Here is a 16,511-nt window from a genome sequence, read left to right as displayed (position 1 = left end):
GGAAGATCATGAAGAAACTAGCATGTGTACTCGCGCTGACCGGCGCATTCGCATCGTTCGATGCCGCGGCCTGGGGCCGTGACGGCCACAAGGCGGTCGGCGCCATCGCCGACAAGCTGCTCAAGGGCACCCGGGCGCAGAAGGAGATCGCCCTGCTGCTCAAGCCGGGCGAGACCCTGGAATCGGTCGCCAACTGGGCCGACTGCGTCAAGGGCACGTTCTGCGGCGAGCAGACCCAGGAGATGGTCGAGTACGTCAACGGCAACCCGCAGCACGACAAGTACCACTACACCAACGTGCCGTTCCAGCACGACCACTACGATGACCACGGCGTGGGCAGGACGGGCGTGGACATCGTGCAGACGCTGCGCCAGTGCATCGCGGTCCTGCAAGGCAAGCTAGACCCGGAACTGAATCCGCACAAGTTCACGAAGCGCCAGGCGCTGATCCTGCTCGCGCACTTCGCCGGCGACATCCACCAGCCGCTGCATGTGGGCGCGGCCTACGTCGGCAAGGACGGCAAGTTCGTGGCGCCGAAGACCCAGGACGAGGTGAACGAGACGACCATCTTCGACACGCGCGGCAGCAACAACCTGTTGCTGGACGATGCGAGGCTGACCGAACTGGCGGCCGGCCTGATCCCGGCGGGCGAGCCGGTGCCGGTGAAGGAAGGCGTGCCGAAGGCGTTGACCAAGCCGTTCCACTCTTACTGGGACAGTACCACGGTCGACTATGCCTTCCGCCGCATCCAGACCAGGACCGCGGACCAGTTCGCGGACAAGGTCATCAGCGGCAACATGCAGATCCCGAAGATCGAAGGAGATCCGATCGTCGCGCCTTACGCATGGGCCAACCACTCGCTGTTCGTGGCCAAGCAGGCGTTTGCCGGCGTCACGCCGGGCAAGCTGGTGCCGCAGACGAGCAAGAAGGGCGAGACCTACTATACCTTCGCGCTGGAAGTGCCGGCCAACTACCCGGTGCCGAGCTCGGAGATTGCAAAGCAGCAGTTGATCAGGGGCGGGTACAACCTGGCGGCGATCCTGCAGGCGATTTATCCGGAAAAGGGCTGATCGTTCGTCGAGCGTAGTCAGCTCTACAATTCCTTAGTCGGCTTCAGGACCGTCGTTGCCGCCAATGGCGGCAATGACTCCCGGCCTGCGGGAGGAGGTTGACGGGCGCGGATGTCGGCAAACGCTGCCGCTATCCGTCGTGCGTCTGCGCGGCGCATCACCTTCCCGCTCTTGGATAGAATCCGGCTCACCACCGACCTTTCCAAGCCAATATGAGCTCCCATCTGAAGGCCGCCCTCGCCGCCGCCTGCCTCATCTTTCCCGCCGCCGCCTTCGCCCAGACGGACCCCGAACGCGATCTCCCCCTGTGGGAACTCGGCGTGGGCAGCGCCGCCCTGTCCACGCCCGCCTATCCGGGGGCCGACGCGCGCGAGTCGCGCCTGCTGGTCTTCCCCAACATCGTCTACCGCGGCCAGATCCTGCGCGCCGACCGTTCCGGCATCAATGCGCGCCTGTTCCGCAGCGACCAGGTGGAACTGGATATCGGCTTCGCAGGTGCGCTGCCGTCCGATTCCGACGACGTCGATGAACGCGAAGGCATGCCCGACCTCGGCCCGCTGGTGGAGTTCGGCCCGCGCCTGAAGGTCCGCCTGGCCGACCTGGGCGGCAACCGTCGGCTGCGCGCCGAACTGCCGCTGCGCGCGGTGATCGAGGCGCGCGGAGGACTGCACAACCGTGGCTATACTTTCGAGCCGCGCCTGGCCTACGAAATGGCGGGCGAAGGCGGGCTGTGGACGCTGGAGACGAACCTGTCGGTGGTGCTGGGCGACCGCAAGATCCACCGCCACTTCTACGAAGTGGCGCCACAGCATGTGACGGCAACGCGCCCGGCCCATGCGGCCGATGCGGGCCTGCTGCTGACGCGCCTCGGCCTGTTCGGATCGCGGCGGATCGACGAGGACGTGCGGGTGTTCGGCTACCTGCGCTACGAGAGCTACAAAGGGGCGGCGAACCGCGACAGTCCATTGCACGTGAAGGACAACGGGGTGTCGGGCGGGGTGGGGGTGATGTGGACCTTCAAGCGCTCCGCCGCGCGGGCGCGTGGCGCTGGAACGGTCGATCCGGGCCTGCAGTAAAGACCGTGCGGGGCCGCACGGTCGGCGTGGCGCCCGGGCGGCGCAGGGCCGGTCCGGGCGATGGCCGTATTACTTGGAAGCGTCCTTGCTGTCTTTTTGCGAGGACTTCTTGTCCTGCTTGGCCTGCTTGGCGTCGGCCTTGTCGGTCTTGTCGGCCGCCGATGCCGAAGTCGCCGGGGTGGCCGGAGTAGCGGCCGTTGCCGGGGAGGCCGCGGTTGCCGCGGTCGAGCCGGTACCGCCGGTGGCTGCGGAATCCGTGGTGGCGTCGGTTTCGTTTGCCGGGGTGGTCGGCATTGCCGGGGTAGCGGCGGTTGCCGGAGTCGCCGGGGTGGCTGGCGTTGCCGGGGTGGTGGTCTGGGCGTATGCCGAGGTAGCGGACAGAGCGACGATCAGGGTAGCAATAGCTTTCTTCATTGGATGAATCCTTTCTGGTTCGGTTCTGGCGTACGTTTATCGTGTCACCTGGACATTCAACGGGCGGCGGATGAGCCCTGTTGACGGGCTTTACAAAGGCTTACGGTAGTCACATTTGCTAACAAAGTCCGCAATTAAGCATGACGAGGGGCAAAAAAAATGGCCTGCGGATGCAGGCCATTTTTTTGCATAAGACAGTCTCAGCGCGATTTCACGAAGGGCTTGCCCAGCGCCTTCGGCGCAACCGACTTGGCCATCAGGCCGGCCAGCACGATCACGGTCACGACGTACGGGATCATCTGGATCAGCGAACCCGGGATGCGGCCCACCACCGGCAGGTCGACGCCTTCGATCTGGATCTGCACCGCCGAGAAGAAGCCGAACATCAGGCAGCCCAGCACGGTCTGCACCGGACGCCAGTTGCCGAACACCAGCGCCGTCAGCGCCAGGTAGCCGGCGCCGGCCGACATGTCGCGCAGGAAGAAGCCGCTCTGGACGATCGACAGGTAGGCGCCCGAGAACGAGCACAGCACGCCGGCGATGATCATCGCCACATAGCGGGTCTGCTGCACCGAGACGCCGGCCGCGTCGGCCGCATGCGGGTTTTCTCCGCAGGCGCGCAGGCGCAGGCCGAAGCGGCTGTGGAACAGCACCCAGTGCACCACCGGCAGCAGCAGGAAGGCCAGGTACACGAGCACCGAGTGGCCGCCGATCACGCTGCCGTACAGCCAGCCGACGAAGGGGATGTCGGCCAGCAGCGAGGTGCCCGGCAGGACCACGTCGGTCAGGCGCGCCTCGCCCAGGTCCGGCGTGCGGCCGCCCTGCTGGAAGAAATACTGCGCCACCACGAAGGTCAGGCCGCTCATGGCGATGTTGATCGCGATGCCCGCGACCAGCTGGTTGCCCTTCTGGGTGATCGACACGAAGGCCTGCACCATGGCCAGCAGCACGGACACCATGATGCCGGCGGCGATGCCGAGCCACGGGTCCTGGTAGGTGTAGGCGACGCCGGCCGACACGAAGGCGGAGGCCAGGATCTTGCCCTCGAGGCCGATGTCGACCACGCCGCTGCGTTCGGCGAACAGGCCGGCCATCGCAGCGAAAATCAGGACCGGCGCATTGCGGATCGTCGAGACGACGATACTGGCGAACTGGAAGTCTTCCATGGCTTAACCCTTAGTTACCTTTACGTGTTGCGTTGATCAGCTTCAGGACCGCCGGCGCGTACAGGTTCTCCATCGCGCCGCAGAACAGGATGATCAGTCCCTGGATGAAAATGAAGGTCTCCTGCGGGATGTTCGGCTTTTCCAGCGACAGGTCGAAGCCGCCCTGGATCAGCGCGCCGAACAGGACCGACGACAGGAAGATGCCCACCGGGTTCTGGCGGCCCATCAGGGCGATCGCGATGCCGATGAAGCCGGCGCCGGCAGGGAAGTTCAGGCTCAGGTAGTGGGTCGAGCCGAGGATCGAGTTGACCGCCGCCAGGCCGGCGAGGGCGCCCGAGATCAGCATCGCGACAATGATCATGCGGCTGATGCGCACGCCGGCGTAGTGGGCCGCGTGCTGGTTCAGGCCCGTGGCCTGCAGCTTGTAGCCCCACGAGGAGCGCGACATCACGACGCCGTAGATCACCAGGGCCACGATGGCCAGCAGGAAGGAGATGTTCAGCGGCGTGTCGCCCAGCGCCGGGAACCAGTCGACCAGGCGCGGCATCCAGGCCGCCTCGTCGAACACGCGGCTGGCCGGGTTCTGGTCGCCCTCGGGGATGAGGTGGGCCACGATGAGGTAGTTCATCAGGTTCGCGGCGATGAAGTTGAACATGATGGTCGTGACCACCACGTGGCTGCCGCGCTTGGCCTGCAGGTAGCCGGGCAGGAAGGCCCAGCCCGCGCCGAACACCGCGCTGGCGACCATCGCCAGCGGGATCAGGAGCCAGGGCGAGAGGGTGGCGTCGAACGACAGCATGGCCAGAGTCAGGCCCAGGCCGCCGAGGTACATCTGGCCTTCGGCGCCGATGTTGAACAGGCCCGCCTTCATCGCCACCGAGACCGCGAGGCCGGTGAAGACGAAGGTGGAGGCGTAGAACAGCGTGTAGCTCAGGCCTTCCGGATTGATGACGGCGCTGTTGATCAGGATCTGCAGCGATTCGACCGGGCTTTCGCCCAGCAGGTGGATGACGAGCGCCGCCACCAGCAGCGCCGACAGCAGGTTCAGGACGGGCAGGACGAAGCCGGAAGCCCAGCGTGGGAGTTCAGTGGTTTTCATGAAGGTTCGTCTCTCACTACGACTTGTGCATCCCGCCCATCAGGAGGCCGATGCGGGTGGTATCGAATTCATCGATGCTCAGTTCGCCGGTGACGCGGCCGCCGGAGACGACCACGATGCGGTCGGCCAGCGCGCGCACTTCCTCCAGCTCGGTCGACACCAGCAGGATCGCCACGCCTTCGTCGCGCAGGCGCAGCAGCTGGGTGTGGATGCTTTCGATGGTGCCGATGTCCACGCCGCGGGTCGGCTGGCCGACCAGCATCAGCTTCGGGCTAGCCGACACTTCGCGCGCGATCACCACCTTCTGCTGGTTGCCGCCGGAAAGCAAACCGATGCGCAGGTCAGGGTTCTTCGGGCGCACGTCGAACGCTTCCAGCAGGTGGGCGCAGCGCTTGGCGATGGCGTCGAAGTCGAACAGGCCCAGCTTGTTCCTGACGCGGTCCTGGTAGCCGAACACGGTGTTCTGCATCACCGAGAAATCCTTGATGACGCCGTCGCGCAGGCGATCTTCCGGCACGTGGCCGATGCCGAGCTCGCGGAATTCGGCGGGCAGGCCGTCGGCGTTGGCGCGGCGCGCGTAGGGCAGCTCCTTGCCGAGGAATGCGACGCTGCCGGACGTCGGCAGGCGCATGCCCGACAGGATTTCCATCAGCTCGCTCTGGCCGTTGCCCGATACGCCCGCGATGGCGACGATCTCGCCGGCGCGCACCGTGAGGTCGATGTCGGCCAGGAGCTTGACCTTGTGCTTGTCTTCCAGCTGCAGGTTTTTCACCTGCAGCACCGGCGCGCCGGGCTGGTACGGCTTGCGCGGCAGGTTGCCCTCGATCGGGCGGCCGACCATCATGTTGGCCAGCTGTTCCTTCGAGGTGTCCTTCGTCGCCACGGCGCCGACCACGCGGCCGGCGCGCATCACCGTCACCTGGTCGGTGATCTCCATGATCTCGCCCAGCTTGTGGGTGATCAGGATGATGGTCTTGCCCTGTTCCTTGAACAGCCGCAGGATCTCGAACAGCGAGGCGGTTTCCTGCGCGGTGAGGACGGCGGTCGGTTCGTCGAGGATCAGGATCTCGGCGCTGCGGTAGATCTGCTTGAGGATCTCGACGCGCTGCTGGGCGCCCACCGACAGGTCGTGGATGGTGGCCAGCGGATCGACGTCGAGGCGGTATTTGGCGCAGATTTCGCGCAGCTTCGCTTCCGTCTCGGCGCGCTTGGCAGCCAGCTTGAATCCGCCCTCGGTGCCGAGCATGACGTTGTCGAGCACGGTCATGTTCTCGACCAGCATGAAGTGCTGGTGGACCATGCCGATGCCCATGGCAATCGCCTCGAACGAGGTGCGGATCTGGCGCTCCTGTCCGTTGATCAGGAGCTGGCCGCTGTCGGCATGGTAGTAGCCGTACAGGATGCTCATGAGGGTGGACTTGCCCGCGCCATTTTCGCCGATCACGCCGTGGATCGAGCCTTTGGCGATCGAGAAGCTGACGTCAGCGTTCGCCTGCACGGCCCCGAAGGCCTTGCTTATGTTGCGAAATTCTACGGCTGGCTGCATTGCGATCAGTAGTAAGGTAGTGGTAAATGCGGGGCGCACCAAATGCGGTGCGCTTCATTCAAAAGCGCGCCGGGCCGGGTTCACCGGCGCGGCGCGCTTTTTCTCCAAGGAGGGGTGAATCAGATCGGGCAGCTGCCTGCGGTGCGGTAGTCGACGACCTTGATCTTGCCGTTGATGATGTCGGTGCGCACGGCGTTCACGCGCTTTTCCATCTCCGGCGTGACGACCATGCGGTTGTCCTTGTCCAGCACCCAGTCCACGCCGCCTTCCTTCAGGCCCTTGTAGACGACGCCCGGCTTCCAGGTGCCGTTCTTCTGTGCCATGAACGAATCGTAGACGGCAATGTCCACACGCTTGACCATCGAGGTCAGCATCGAGCCCGGATGCAGGTAGTTCTGGTTCGAATCGACGCCGATCGCCAGCTTGCCCTTGGTCTTGGCCATCTGCAGGGCGCCCATGCCGCTGCCGCCCGCGACCGCGAAGACGACGTCCGCGCCGCGGTCGAACTGCGCACGCGCCAGTTCGCCGCCCTTGGCCGGGTCGTTCCATGCGGCGGCGGTGGTGCCGACCATGTTCTGCATGATTTCGATCTTCGGATGCTGGGCCTTCGCGCCTTGCGCGTAGCCGCAGGCAAAGGCGCGGATCAGCGGAATGTCCATGCCGCCGACGAAGCCCAGCTTCTTCGACTTGGATGCCATGGCGGCGGCGACGCCGACCAGGTAGGAGCCTTCCTGCTCCTTGAACATCACCGAATTGATGTTGTTACCCTGCGCGATGCTGTCGACCAGCACGAAGCGCACGTTCGGGAATTCCTTGGCGACCTTCTGGACCGCCTGGGTCTGCGAGAAGCCGATCGCGGCGATCATGTCGACCTTCTTGCGGGCCAGGCCGCGCATGACCTGCTCGGCCTGGGTGTCGCTGTTGGCCTGCACTTCGAAGACCTTGATGCCGGTTTCCTTGGTGAAGCGCTGCAGGCCTTCGAACGCCGACTGGTTGAACGATTTGTCGAACTTGCCGCCCGCATCGTAGACCATGCCGAGCTTCGGTGCCGCGGGCGCCGCATTGGCGATCCCTGCGCTGCCGGCGACGCACAGCGCCGCAATGGTCATGGTGAGTTGCTTGAGTTTCATGAATGAGGCTCCTGGAATTTCGATATTGTACCCGGCCCAACCGTAGGCTTGGAACGGGCTGCGCAAGCTGCATCGACCACGACGCTGACGCAGGCTGGACCATGCGATGCGCATTGTGTCAGCCGCGCGGCGTGCGAGGGGTTACGATTTGTATCGCGACGATGACTCTTTCGGCAGCGCTTGATGCCCCACGTGTGTCGTGTGGCTCGCCAGCAACAAACCGGCGCAAAGAATCGGCCACGATGCCGCGCATGAGGAATACCTGGACCTACGCAGCTCAGCCTATCAAATATGCATCAAGCGACATATTGATGACAAATACGATTTTACTTGGCAATTTATTCCAAGGAAATATAACTGCTGACAATTTTCAGCAATTATTTTGAAATAGCAACGATCTTGTCGCCGGCGAGGGAGGCGGGGGACGCGTGCCGGTCTGCTTTCGGGCCGACTTCGGGGCCGACTTCGGCCGACACGGCCGGTGCGTCGGCAGGCGGCAGCGCCGGGGTGCCGACGGGCTGGGCGAACTGGCGCGTGAGGAAGCCGGCGATCAGCGCCTGGGTCGCTTCCAGGTAGGGGATGTTCATGTGATCCGAACCGGGCACGGTGTCGTCGGCCACCAGGGTGGCGAGTTTCCCAACCAGCTGGTCGGTGTGCGAGTGCGGCACGACGTCGTCTTCAAGCGCGCGCAGCACGTAGGTCGGGGCCGTGAGCGAGGGCGCGTACTTGATCGACTCGAACCGGTGGCTCAGCATGTACTCGATCGGCATCACGCGGAAACGCCGCTTGGCGATCGCCAGGATCGAATCGTAGGGCGTGAGCAGGACCACCGAGTGGACCGGACGCTCCTTGGCCACCTGCACGGCAACGCCCGAGCCCAGGCTGCGGCCGACGACCGCGATGCGCGCCGCGTCGACCTGGCCGAGGGCGGCGAGCCAGTCGTACAGGGTGCAGCCGTCGTCGATCATGTGGATTTCGGCGGGGACGCCGTGCGACTGGCCGTAGCCGCGGTAGTTCATCACGAGCACGGTCATGCCGGGGAACAGCTTGCCGGCGTCGCGCACGACCCAGGAGACTTCTTCGGAACGGCCGCCGAAATACAGCACGGCGGGACGCGGCCCCGGCACCAGCGGAGTCAGCAGCCAGCCGCACAGGCGGGTGCCGTCCCTGGCGCGCAGGACGACGGGACGGGTGCGGTGCCCGCTGCTGCGCGGGCTTTCGACTTCGGGCTTGATGCAGGGGTTGAACACGAGGCGGCGCTGGTTGGCCGCCACGGCAGCCGTCAGGGTCAGCCAGAGAAAGCTGGCAAACCCCGTGATCCCCGCCGCCATTTTCTTCGAAGTGTCCATGGCCCCAGTCTACCTCTGCGGGAAACCTTTGTTCTGTGCGGCATTTCGCTCAGTGGGCAGCGCGTTCGATGGATAACGGAACAGTTGGGTTAACGCAACAGTGAGTGTTCGCTGGAAGGGGTGCGGATGAATGGGGAGACGGCGGAGCCCCAGGCTCCGCCGTGGTGACTGCGCTGCTTATTTCGGCGGGTGCACGGACGACGGGCCGGCGGCCACGTACTGCTCGACGTCGGTGACGGTATGGTCGATGCGCACGTCCTCGTGGTTGGCGTGGACGCCCGCTTCGACATGCTCGCCCGCAGTGCCTTCGGTACCCGACATGCGCCTGCCCAGGTATTCCGAGGCCAGCACGCCGGCGGCGGACAGTGCGGTGAGTGCCAGCGAGCCGCCGCGTGCGTGGGTGCCTTGCCGGCGCAGCACCAGGTTGGCCGCGCCGACGAGGAGGGCGCCGGCGGTCAGGGCCGCATGCAGCTGGCTGTCGTGCCTGGCCTCGCCTTCCGGCTTGTCGGCCACGTACTCCGCCACGCCGGCGACACCGGCCGCCAGCCCGCCGACGATGCCGCCGGCCATGCTCAGGTAGGAGGCCTTGGCATAGTCTTCGTCGCCGGTGGCGCTGTGCATGGCGTCGAGGATGAAACCGAAGGGAATGAGGACGGCCGGCGCCGCGCTCATGATCGTGTGCAGAGGTTGGCCGGCGATGGTGATCTTGTTCATTGGCGTGCTCCTGGCGTTGGTTGCTGTCGGGATGAGTTTGACATAGCGAGGGGGAGCGGGACGCGCGCTTGGGAGTTGGCGCCGCCATTTCTCCTGCCGATGCAGTAAGATCGCCCATTCCGGCCCTTGCCGCCATTACATCGGAGTCCCCGTGCACTATCTGCTCATGTATGACCTCGCTCCCGACTACCTCGAACGCCGCGGCGAATTCCGCGACGCCCACCTGAAGCTGGCCTGGGAGGCGCAGGAGCGCGGCGAACTGGTGCTCGCCGGCGCGATGGCCGAGCCGGCCGACCACGCCGTCCTGGTGTTCAGCTGCGATTCGCCCCAGACCGTCCAGATGTTCGCCGCCAAGGACCCGTACGTGACCCACGGCCTGGTGCGCTCCTTCCATGTACGGCAGTGGAACACGGTGGTCGGCAAGGATGCCTTCAACCCGGTCCGCCCCGGTTGAGTTTGCTGGTAGTAAATATGTGCTGAACATCGGGTAAGATTGCCCGGCTTTCAACTGAGCCGGAGAGTCCATGCAATCTGCCGTCAATCTTTGGCCGCTGCTCGGCGTGGCCGTCGTCGTCGCCGGCTTCCTGCTGCGCGCCAACCCGGTGCTGGTGGTGGTCGCGGCCTGCGGCGTCACCGGCGCCGCCGCCGCGATGCCGGTCATTGCCATGCTCGAGTCGCTCGGCACGGCATTCGTCAAGACGCGCAACCTGCCGCTGATCCTGCTGCTGCCGCTGGCCGCCATCGGCCTGCTGGAGCGCTTCGGGCTGCGCGAGCGCGCCCAGACCGCCATTGCGAAGGTGCGCTCGGCCACGGCGGGGCGCCTCCTGATCGTCTACCTGTTCGCCCGCGAGACCTCGGCCGCGGCCGGATTGACCAGCCTGGGCGGCCAGGCCTCGATGGTGCGCCCGCTGGTGGCGCCGATGGCCGAGGCCGCGGCCGAAACGCAGTTCGGCAAGCTGCCGGCGCCGGTACGCCACCGCATCCGCGCCATGTCGGCGGCCACCGACAACGTCGGCCTGTTCTTCGGCGAAGACATCTTCGTCGCCTTCGGGGCGATCGTGCTGATGCACACCATCCTGACTGCAGAGGGCATCGCCGTCGACCCGCTGCACATCGCGCTGTGGGGCATTCCGACCGCGGTCACGGCCTTCATCATCCATGCCTGGAACCTGCGCCGCCTCGACGCCGGGATCGCCCGCGAGATGGAGAAGATGGAGAAGGGCGAGAAGGGAACGAAGGGGACGAAGGGGGCGCAAGAAGCATGATCACGCTCGAATTCTTCTATGTGCTGGTCGGCCTGCTGCTGGCGGCGGTGGCGGTCATGAACCTGGTCGACCGCAGCAACCCGCGCCGTTTCACCACCGCGCTGTTCTGGGGGCTGTATGCCTTGCTGTACCTGGCAGGCGAGCGCATGCCGCCCGCGTACGTCGGTGCGCTGATGATCCTGATGGCGCTGCTGGCCGGCTTCGGCGGCGTCGCCGCCGGCAAGGCGAAGCTGCCGCCGGAAGAAGCACGCCGCGCCAGCAGCCAGCGGCTGGGCAATAAACTGTTCATCCCGGCCTTGCTGCTGCCGCTGGTGACCATGATCGGCGCGACCCTGCTCGACGAGGTGCAGGTGGGCGCGCTGCCGCTGCTCGACCCGAAGCACCTGACCCTGGTGAGCCTGGGGTGCGGCGCGCTGGCGGCGCTGGCGGCGGCCTGCTGGCTGGCCCGCGCCACGCCGCTGCAGGGCGTGCGCGAGGCGCGCCGGCTGGTCGATGCGATGAGCTGGGCCGTCGTGCTGCCGCACATGCTGGCCGTGCTCGGCCTGCTGTTCACCGAAGCCGGCGTGGGCAAGGCAGTGGCGCACGTGACGACCTCCTACATCGGCATGGATTCGCGCTTCGTCGCGGTGGCGGTGTTCTGCATTGGCATGGCCCTGTTCACCATCGTGATGGGCAACGGCTTCGCCGCCTTCCCGGTGATGGCGGGCGGCGTCGGCATCCCGGTGCTGGTGGGCGTATATGGCGCCAACCCTGCCGTGATGGCGGCGATCGGCATGTTCAGCGCCTATTGCGGTACATTGATGACGCCGATGGCGGCCAACTTCAACATCGTGCCGGCCGCGCTGCTCGACCTGCCCGACAAGAACGCCGTGATCCGGGCCCAGATTCCGACGGCGCTGCCGCTGCTGGTGGCGAACATCTTCCTGCTGTACTTCCTGATGAACAAATGACGACCAAGACCGTTTTACTGACCGGCTTCGAACCTTTCAATCGCGCCGCCATCAACCCGGCCTGGGAAGCCGTGCGCGCGCTGGAAGGGTGGCGTGGCGACGGCTTCCGGGTCGAGGTGCGCCAGCTGCCCTGCGTGTTCGGCGAGGCCAACCGGGCCTTGTCCGCCCTGGTGGACGAACTGGCTCCTAGCGTCGTCATCGCCGTCGGCCAGGCCGGCGGACGGGCGGAGATCTCGGTGGAGCGGGTGGCGATCAACATCGACGACGCATCGATCCTGGACAACGCCGGCCAGCAGCCGGTGGACCGGCCGATTCACGAAGACGGACCGGCGGCCTATTTCACCACGCTGCCGATCAAGGCAATGGTGGCGGCGATGCGCGAGCGGGGATTACAGGCGGGGGTGTCGCAGACGGCGGGAACCTTCGTGTGCAACCATGTGTTCTACGGACTGATGCACCACCTGGCCGGAAGCGGGCGCGCGGTGAAGGCGGGCTTCATCCACGTGCCTTTCCTGCCGGAGCAGGCCCTGGTGCGGGAGGACGATCCGCCGTCGATGGCGCTTGAGGACATCGTCGCGGGAATCCGGATCGCGGTCGAGACGGCATTGAGCGTGGAACGCGACGTGGCGCACGCGGGTGGCGCGACGCACTAGTCGACGCACGGTCCGCGTGGCTGCCTTGCCGGGGCGGGTGCCCCGACAAGGCGATCAGTCAGGCAATTAACGCTTGTCTTGCATCTTCTCGCCCGCGCGCTCCAGGGCGGCGCCGGTCTTGTCGGCAGCCTTGTCGGCGCCTTCCCTGACGTTGGCCGCGGCTTCACGGGTTTCCTGGCGCACTTCGGCACCGGCTTCGCGCATGTTTTCGCCGGCTTTGTCGGCGGCTTGCTCGATGTTCTCGCCTGCGCGGTCGGCTGCGGCGTCGACGCGTGCGGCTGCGTTTTCGGTCGCGTTCTCGACATTCTGGGCCGCTTCGCGGGTTTCCTGTGCAGCGTTGGCCGCAGCGTTGTCGACAGCGGCGCCGGCTTCCTGCGCCGGGCCCATGTTCGGGTTGTCGTCAGTCTTCTTGCAGCCGGTGGCGAGCATGGCGACGGACAGCATCAGGGCGGAGAGGGTGATGGTGGTTTTCATGGTGTGCTCCTTGTAAAGGTCGTCTGGTTGTTCATGTTTTGACAAGAGTTTGCACCAAGATATGCCTGGGGACGGTGCGCGAAGTAACGCAGAATAAAGAAAAGTGGTCCTTTAAATAAGATTTATTGAAACTGTTCTTTCAATAACTTTTAGCAAAACACTGGTCTTTACGCAAGAATGCTAGGATGACCGGATGGACCGACGAAACGACTACAAGACCGCGCTGCTCATCGATGCAGCCATCCACGAGGCCGCCAGCGAAGGGCGCCCGCGTGCGGCGACCGAACTCGCCAGGATCGGCGTGCCGCTGGAAGTGACGATGCGCGTGCTGACGCGCCCGAGCGAGCGGCGGCACCAGATTGCCTCGCTCAGCACGGTGGCGGTCGAACTCAAGCGGCAGTAGCTTCCGACCCTGGCTTGCGCGTCAACCGGAGCGTATCGCCCTCAGGCTGTTTTTTCGTCGGGGAACAGGATGTTCAGGAAGGCGCGCACCACCGGCGCATCTCCCTCGACCGGGTAAGCGATATAGAGGTTGGCCGACGGCGGGTTGGTGCGGATCGGCAGGAAGCGCACGCCCGGCCAGCCGATGCGGCTGGTGGTCTGCGGCAGCAAGGCCACGCCCAGGCCGGCGCCCACCATCGCCAGCAGGGTCTGCGGCTCGGCCGCTTCCTGAAAGATCGTCGGCTGGAAGCCGGCGTTGACGCAGCACTGGATCAGGTAGCGCGGCTCGGCCGACTGGTCCAGGTGCAGGGTGAGCATCGGTTCATTGGCAATGTCCATCAGCTCGATGTCGTCGTTGGCGGCAAGCGGATGGCGCGCGTTGATCGCCACGCACACGTTCTCGCGGAAGCACAGGTCCTGGCGCAGGTTGGCCTGCTTCAGCACGTCGGGCTCGATGCGCGGCTCGCGCCAGAAACCGACGTCGATCTGCTTGGCGCGCAGCGCTTCCCACTGGTCGTTCGGGCCCAGTTCGTGGAGGGTCCAGGTCACGCGCGGGTACTGGCTCTGGAACTGTTCCAGCAGGCCCGGAATCGGGCCCCACATCGCCGAGCCGACGATGCCCACGCGCAGGCGGCCCACTTCGCCGCGGTCGATCTGGCGGATGGTGTCGATCGTCATGCGCATCCTGGCCAGCAGTTCGGCCGCTTCCACCATCAATGCCTTGCCCGCCACCGTCAGCTCGAAGCTGCGCGTGGTGCGGGTGAACAGGCGCACCCCCAGCTCGCTCTCGAGCTTCATGATCTGCTGGCTCAGCGGCGGTTGCGAGATGTGCAGGCGTTCGGCCGCGCGGCTGAAGCTTTTTTCTTCGGCCACCGCGAGGAAGTACCTCAGCTGTTTCAGGTCGATCGACATGGTCCGTTTCGAGCGTTACGCGTTCAGGGGGGCATTCAACGCAGCCGCCAGGCGCGCGCCCACCAGCGCGTTGTGCTTGACCAGTGCGATGTTGGTGGCCAGGCTGCGGCCTTCGGTCAGTTCCTTGATGCGTGCCAGCAGGAAAGGCGTGACCGCCTTGCCTTTCACGCCTTGCGCGTCGGCTTCGCCCAGCGCCTGCCGGATGATGGCGTCGATCTCTTCGGTCGGCATCGCGGATTGCGGCGGCACCGGGTTGCTCACCACGACGCCGCCCGCCAGGCCGAGCTGCCACTTGGTACGGATGAAGGCTGCCTGTTCTTCCGGGGTGTCGAGCTGGAAGTCGGCCTTGAAGCCGCTGTCGCGCGTGAAGAAGGCCGGGAAGCCCGGCTGGCCGACGCTCACCACCGGCACGCCGTGGGTCTCGAGGTATTCGAGGGTCAGGCCGATGTCGAGGATGGACTTCACGCCGGCGCAGACCACGGCCACGCTGGTGTGGCTGAGTTCCTGCAGGTCGGCCGAGATGTCGAAGCTGGTCTCGGCGCCGCGGTGCACGCCGCCAATGCCGCCGGTGACGAATACTTCGATGCCCGCCAGTTGGGCGCAGATCATGGTGGCGGCCACCGTGGTGGCGCCGAGTTTTCCGGTCGAGAGCACGTAGGCCAGGTCGCGGCGGCTGACTTTCATCGCATCCGGCGACGCGCCGAGCAGCTCGAGCTGCTCGTCGTTCAGGCCGACGCAGATCTTGCCGCCAATGATGGCGATGGTCGCCGGCACGGCGCCGGCGTCGCGGATGATCTGCTCGACTTCGCGCGCGGTCTGCACGTTCTGCGGGTAGGGCATGCCGTGCGAGATGATGGTCGATTCGAGCGCGACGACGGGCTTGCCGGCAGCGCGCGCGGCCGCCACTTCGGGCGAGAACAGGAGGAAGGATTGCATGATTAGTCCAGTGTGAGTTCGTTGTCGGAGCCATCGAGATGGCCGGGTTCGAGCGCCGGGCAGACGGTCTGCTCGCACTCGATGGTCATGGCGGACAGCTGCAGGCCGCGGCGGCAGGCCAGGGCGAGGTGGCTGCCGTCCTTGTCGCCGCCTTCGCCTTCGCCGCCGCTGTGCAGCGACCAGCAGACGGCGGCAGCGAAGGCGTCGCCGGCGCCGGTCACGTCCACCACGCTCACCGCGGGGGCGTCGAGGCGCATCACGCCCGTGGGGGAGGTGTACATGACGCCGCGCGCGCCGCGCGTGACGATCACGTCCCGCACGCCCTGGCGCTGCACTTCTTCGCAGGCGGCGCCGATGGCGGCATCGCTGTCGAGCGCGCGACCGACGCGGGCCGCCAGTTCGCCTTCGTTCAGGATCAGGAGGCGCAGGCCGAGCAGGTTCTGCGGCAGGTGCGCCATCTTCGGTTCCGACACCGCCACCAGCACCAGCGGCACGCCGTCGCGCACTGCGTCGTCGAGCAGGGCGGCGACCGTGTCGTGCGGCAGGTTCAGGTCGGCCACGACCAGTGATGCACCGGCGCGCTGCTGCTGGCGCGTGGCGAGGAAGGCGGGCGTGAGCAGATCGTTGAGCGCCATGTCGGCCAGCGCCACCACCATCTCGCCGTCCTGGTCCAGCACCGCGGTATAGGTGCCGCTGCTGACGCCATCCAGGCGCAGCGCGCCACGCGTATCGATGCCGGCATCTTCGGCATGGGCGAGCAGGGCGCGGCCGGAGGCATCGTTGCCGACCGCGGTAATCAGGGCCACCGGGGCGCCCAGGCGCGCCAGGTTCTCGGCGATGTTGCGGGCGACGCCGCCGAAGGATTCATCCTGCGCGGCCGGGTTCGAGGTGCCGAGCGTGAGCTTCTTGATGCTGCGCAGCTTGCGGTCGAGGTTCGCGGCGCCGATGCACAGGATCGGGCGCTGGTCCGGCAGCACGTAGGCGCGCCCCAGGATGCGGCGTTCACGCACCAGGGTGGCGATGTAATTGGCCACGGCCGAGCGCGACAGCCCGAGCTGGGTCGCAAGGTCCTGCTGCGAAATGAAGGGATTCGCGCGGATCAGCTCGTACAACTGTTCTTTCTTGGTCAGCTCGGTCACGGTGAGGCTCTGCTTATCGTAGGATTAACGCTTGGGAACAAACAAAAGTTTATCGATACTAGATAAATGTTTTGCAAGTGTCAAACACTCTCTGCGTTTATCTGCATGTTGATGTATCTGCATGACAAAGATACACCGTTTGATTTATTTTTAAAACCAATAAATCGGCAAGAAAAA

At 65.7% G+C, this 16,511-nt stretch carries 18 protein-coding genes; 7 read left to right on the top strand and 11 right to left on the bottom strand.

The features are described from left to right. Positions 1 to 8: 8 nt before the first annotated feature. A complete protein-coding gene (locus ACFFJK_RS04810; RefSeq protein ID WP_379677989.1) occupies positions 9 to 1,070 on the top strand; it encodes a S1/P1 nuclease in 1,062 nt (353 codons plus the stop codon). Positions 1,071 to 1,282: 212 nt separating this feature from the next. Continuing rightward, positions 1,283 to 2,146 (top strand): MipA/OmpV family protein, encoded by an 864-nt coding sequence (locus tag ACFFJK_RS04805; RefSeq protein WP_379677988.1) that lies wholly within the window; start codon positions 1,283 to 1,285, stop codon positions 2,144 to 2,146. A 69-nt stretch (positions 2,147 to 2,215) separates the two neighbouring features. Here the strand turns inward: ACFFJK_RS04805 and ACFFJK_RS04800 are convergent, their stop codons facing one another. From ACFFJK_RS04800 to ACFFJK_RS04770, 7 genes are all read right to left on the bottom strand, one after another. Beyond that, on the bottom strand, positions 2,216 to 2,560 hold the full coding sequence (locus tag ACFFJK_RS04800; RefSeq protein WP_379677987.1) for a hypothetical protein: 345 nt from the start codon (positions 2,558 to 2,560) through the stop codon (positions 2,216 to 2,218). 200 nt (positions 2,561 to 2,760) lie between these two features. Beyond that, on the bottom strand, positions 2,761 to 3,726 hold the full coding sequence (locus ACFFJK_RS04795; protein ID WP_379677986.1) for an ABC transporter permease: 966 nt from the start codon (positions 3,724 to 3,726) through the stop codon (positions 2,761 to 2,763). A gap of 10 nt (positions 3,727 to 3,736) precedes the next feature. Then, a complete protein-coding gene (locus tag ACFFJK_RS04790) occupies positions 3,737 to 4,825 on the bottom strand; it encodes an ABC transporter permease (protein ID WP_379677985.1) in 1,089 nt (362 codons plus the stop codon). Positions 4,826 to 4,841: 16 nt separating this feature from the next. Further along, positions 4,842 to 6,371 (bottom strand): ABC transporter ATP-binding protein, encoded by a 1,530-nt coding sequence (locus ACFFJK_RS04785; protein ID WP_379677984.1) that lies wholly within the window; start codon positions 6,369 to 6,371, stop codon positions 4,842 to 4,844. Positions 6,372 to 6,490: 119 nt separating this feature from the next. Further along, positions 6,491 to 7,501, bottom strand: a complete 1,011-nt coding sequence (locus tag ACFFJK_RS04780) for a BMP family lipoprotein (protein WP_379677983.1) — start codon at positions 7,499 to 7,501, stop codon at positions 6,491 to 6,493. A gap of 377 nt (positions 7,502 to 7,878) precedes the next feature. Then, entirely contained in the window at positions 7,879 to 8,850 is a 972-nt protein-coding gene (locus ACFFJK_RS04775; RefSeq protein WP_379677982.1) for an alpha/beta hydrolase, read from the bottom strand. A gap of 177 nt (positions 8,851 to 9,027) precedes the next feature. After that, complete coding sequence (locus ACFFJK_RS04770) at positions 9,028 to 9,564, bottom strand: DUF2231 domain-containing protein (RefSeq protein ID WP_379677981.1); 537 nt, start codon at positions 9,562 to 9,564, stop codon at positions 9,028 to 9,030. Between the two features lie 151 nt (positions 9,565 to 9,715). On the opposite strand from ACFFJK_RS04770, the gene ACFFJK_RS04765 reads away from it, so the two are divergent. From ACFFJK_RS04765 to pcp, 4 genes are all read left to right on the top strand, one after another. Beyond that, positions 9,716 to 10,018, top strand: coding sequence for a YciI-like protein (locus tag ACFFJK_RS04765; protein WP_379677979.1), 303 nt, complete (start codon positions 9,716 to 9,718; stop codon positions 10,016 to 10,018). A gap of 70 nt (positions 10,019 to 10,088) precedes the next feature. Beyond that, positions 10,089 to 10,829 (top strand): DUF969 domain-containing protein, encoded by a 741-nt coding sequence (locus tag ACFFJK_RS04760; RefSeq protein ID WP_379677978.1) that lies wholly within the window; start codon positions 10,089 to 10,091, stop codon positions 10,827 to 10,829. Next, complete coding sequence (locus tag ACFFJK_RS04755) at positions 10,826 to 11,779, top strand: DUF979 domain-containing protein (protein WP_379677977.1); 954 nt, start codon at positions 10,826 to 10,828, stop codon at positions 11,777 to 11,779. The genes ACFFJK_RS04760 and ACFFJK_RS04755 overlap by 4 nt, the downstream gene beginning before the upstream one ends. Further along, positions 11,776 to 12,432 carry a pyroglutamyl-peptidase I gene (pcp, locus tag ACFFJK_RS04750; RefSeq protein ID WP_379677976.1) on the top strand — a complete coding sequence of 219 codons (657 nt, stop codon included), beginning with the start codon at positions 11,776 to 11,778 and terminating at the stop codon, positions 12,430 to 12,432. The genes ACFFJK_RS04755 and pcp overlap by 4 nt, the downstream gene beginning before the upstream one ends. Before the next feature lie 66 nt (positions 12,433 to 12,498). Here pcp and ACFFJK_RS04745 read toward each other — a convergent pair whose 3' ends face one another. After that, positions 12,499 to 12,906 (bottom strand): hypothetical protein, encoded by a 408-nt coding sequence (locus ACFFJK_RS04745; RefSeq protein ID WP_379677975.1) that lies wholly within the window; start codon positions 12,904 to 12,906, stop codon positions 12,499 to 12,501. Positions 12,907 to 13,099: 193 nt separating this feature from the next. On the opposite strand from ACFFJK_RS04745, the gene ACFFJK_RS04740 reads away from it, so the two are divergent. Beyond that, entirely contained in the window at positions 13,100 to 13,309 is a 210-nt protein-coding gene (locus ACFFJK_RS04740) for a hypothetical protein (protein WP_379677974.1), read from the top strand. 41 nt (positions 13,310 to 13,350) lie between these two features. Here ACFFJK_RS04740 and ACFFJK_RS04735 read toward each other — a convergent pair whose 3' ends face one another. The 3 genes from ACFFJK_RS04735 to ACFFJK_RS04725 are packed head-to-tail and all read right to left on the bottom strand — an operon-like array spanning position 13,351 to position 16,334. Next, on the bottom strand, positions 13,351 to 14,259 hold the full coding sequence (locus ACFFJK_RS04735; RefSeq protein WP_379677973.1) for a LysR family transcriptional regulator: 909 nt from the start codon (positions 14,257 to 14,259) through the stop codon (positions 13,351 to 13,353). 15 nt (positions 14,260 to 14,274) lie between these two features. After that, on the bottom strand, positions 14,275 to 15,195 hold the full coding sequence (locus ACFFJK_RS04730; RefSeq protein ID WP_379677972.1) for a pseudouridine-5'-phosphate glycosidase: 921 nt from the start codon (positions 15,193 to 15,195) through the stop codon (positions 14,275 to 14,277). A 2-nt stretch (positions 15,196 to 15,197) separates the two neighbouring features. After that, positions 15,198 to 16,334, bottom strand: coding sequence for a carbohydrate kinase (locus ACFFJK_RS04725; protein ID WP_379677971.1), 1,137 nt, complete (start codon positions 16,332 to 16,334; stop codon positions 15,198 to 15,200). Between the last annotated feature and the right edge of the window lie 177 nt (positions 16,335 to 16,511).

Source organism: Massilia consociata (genome assembly GCF_042432755.1).
Classification (GTDB): Bacteria; Pseudomonadota; Gammaproteobacteria; order Burkholderiales; family Burkholderiaceae_D; genus Telluria; species Telluria consociata.
This window is presented reverse-complemented; position numbering and strand designations above follow the sequence as displayed.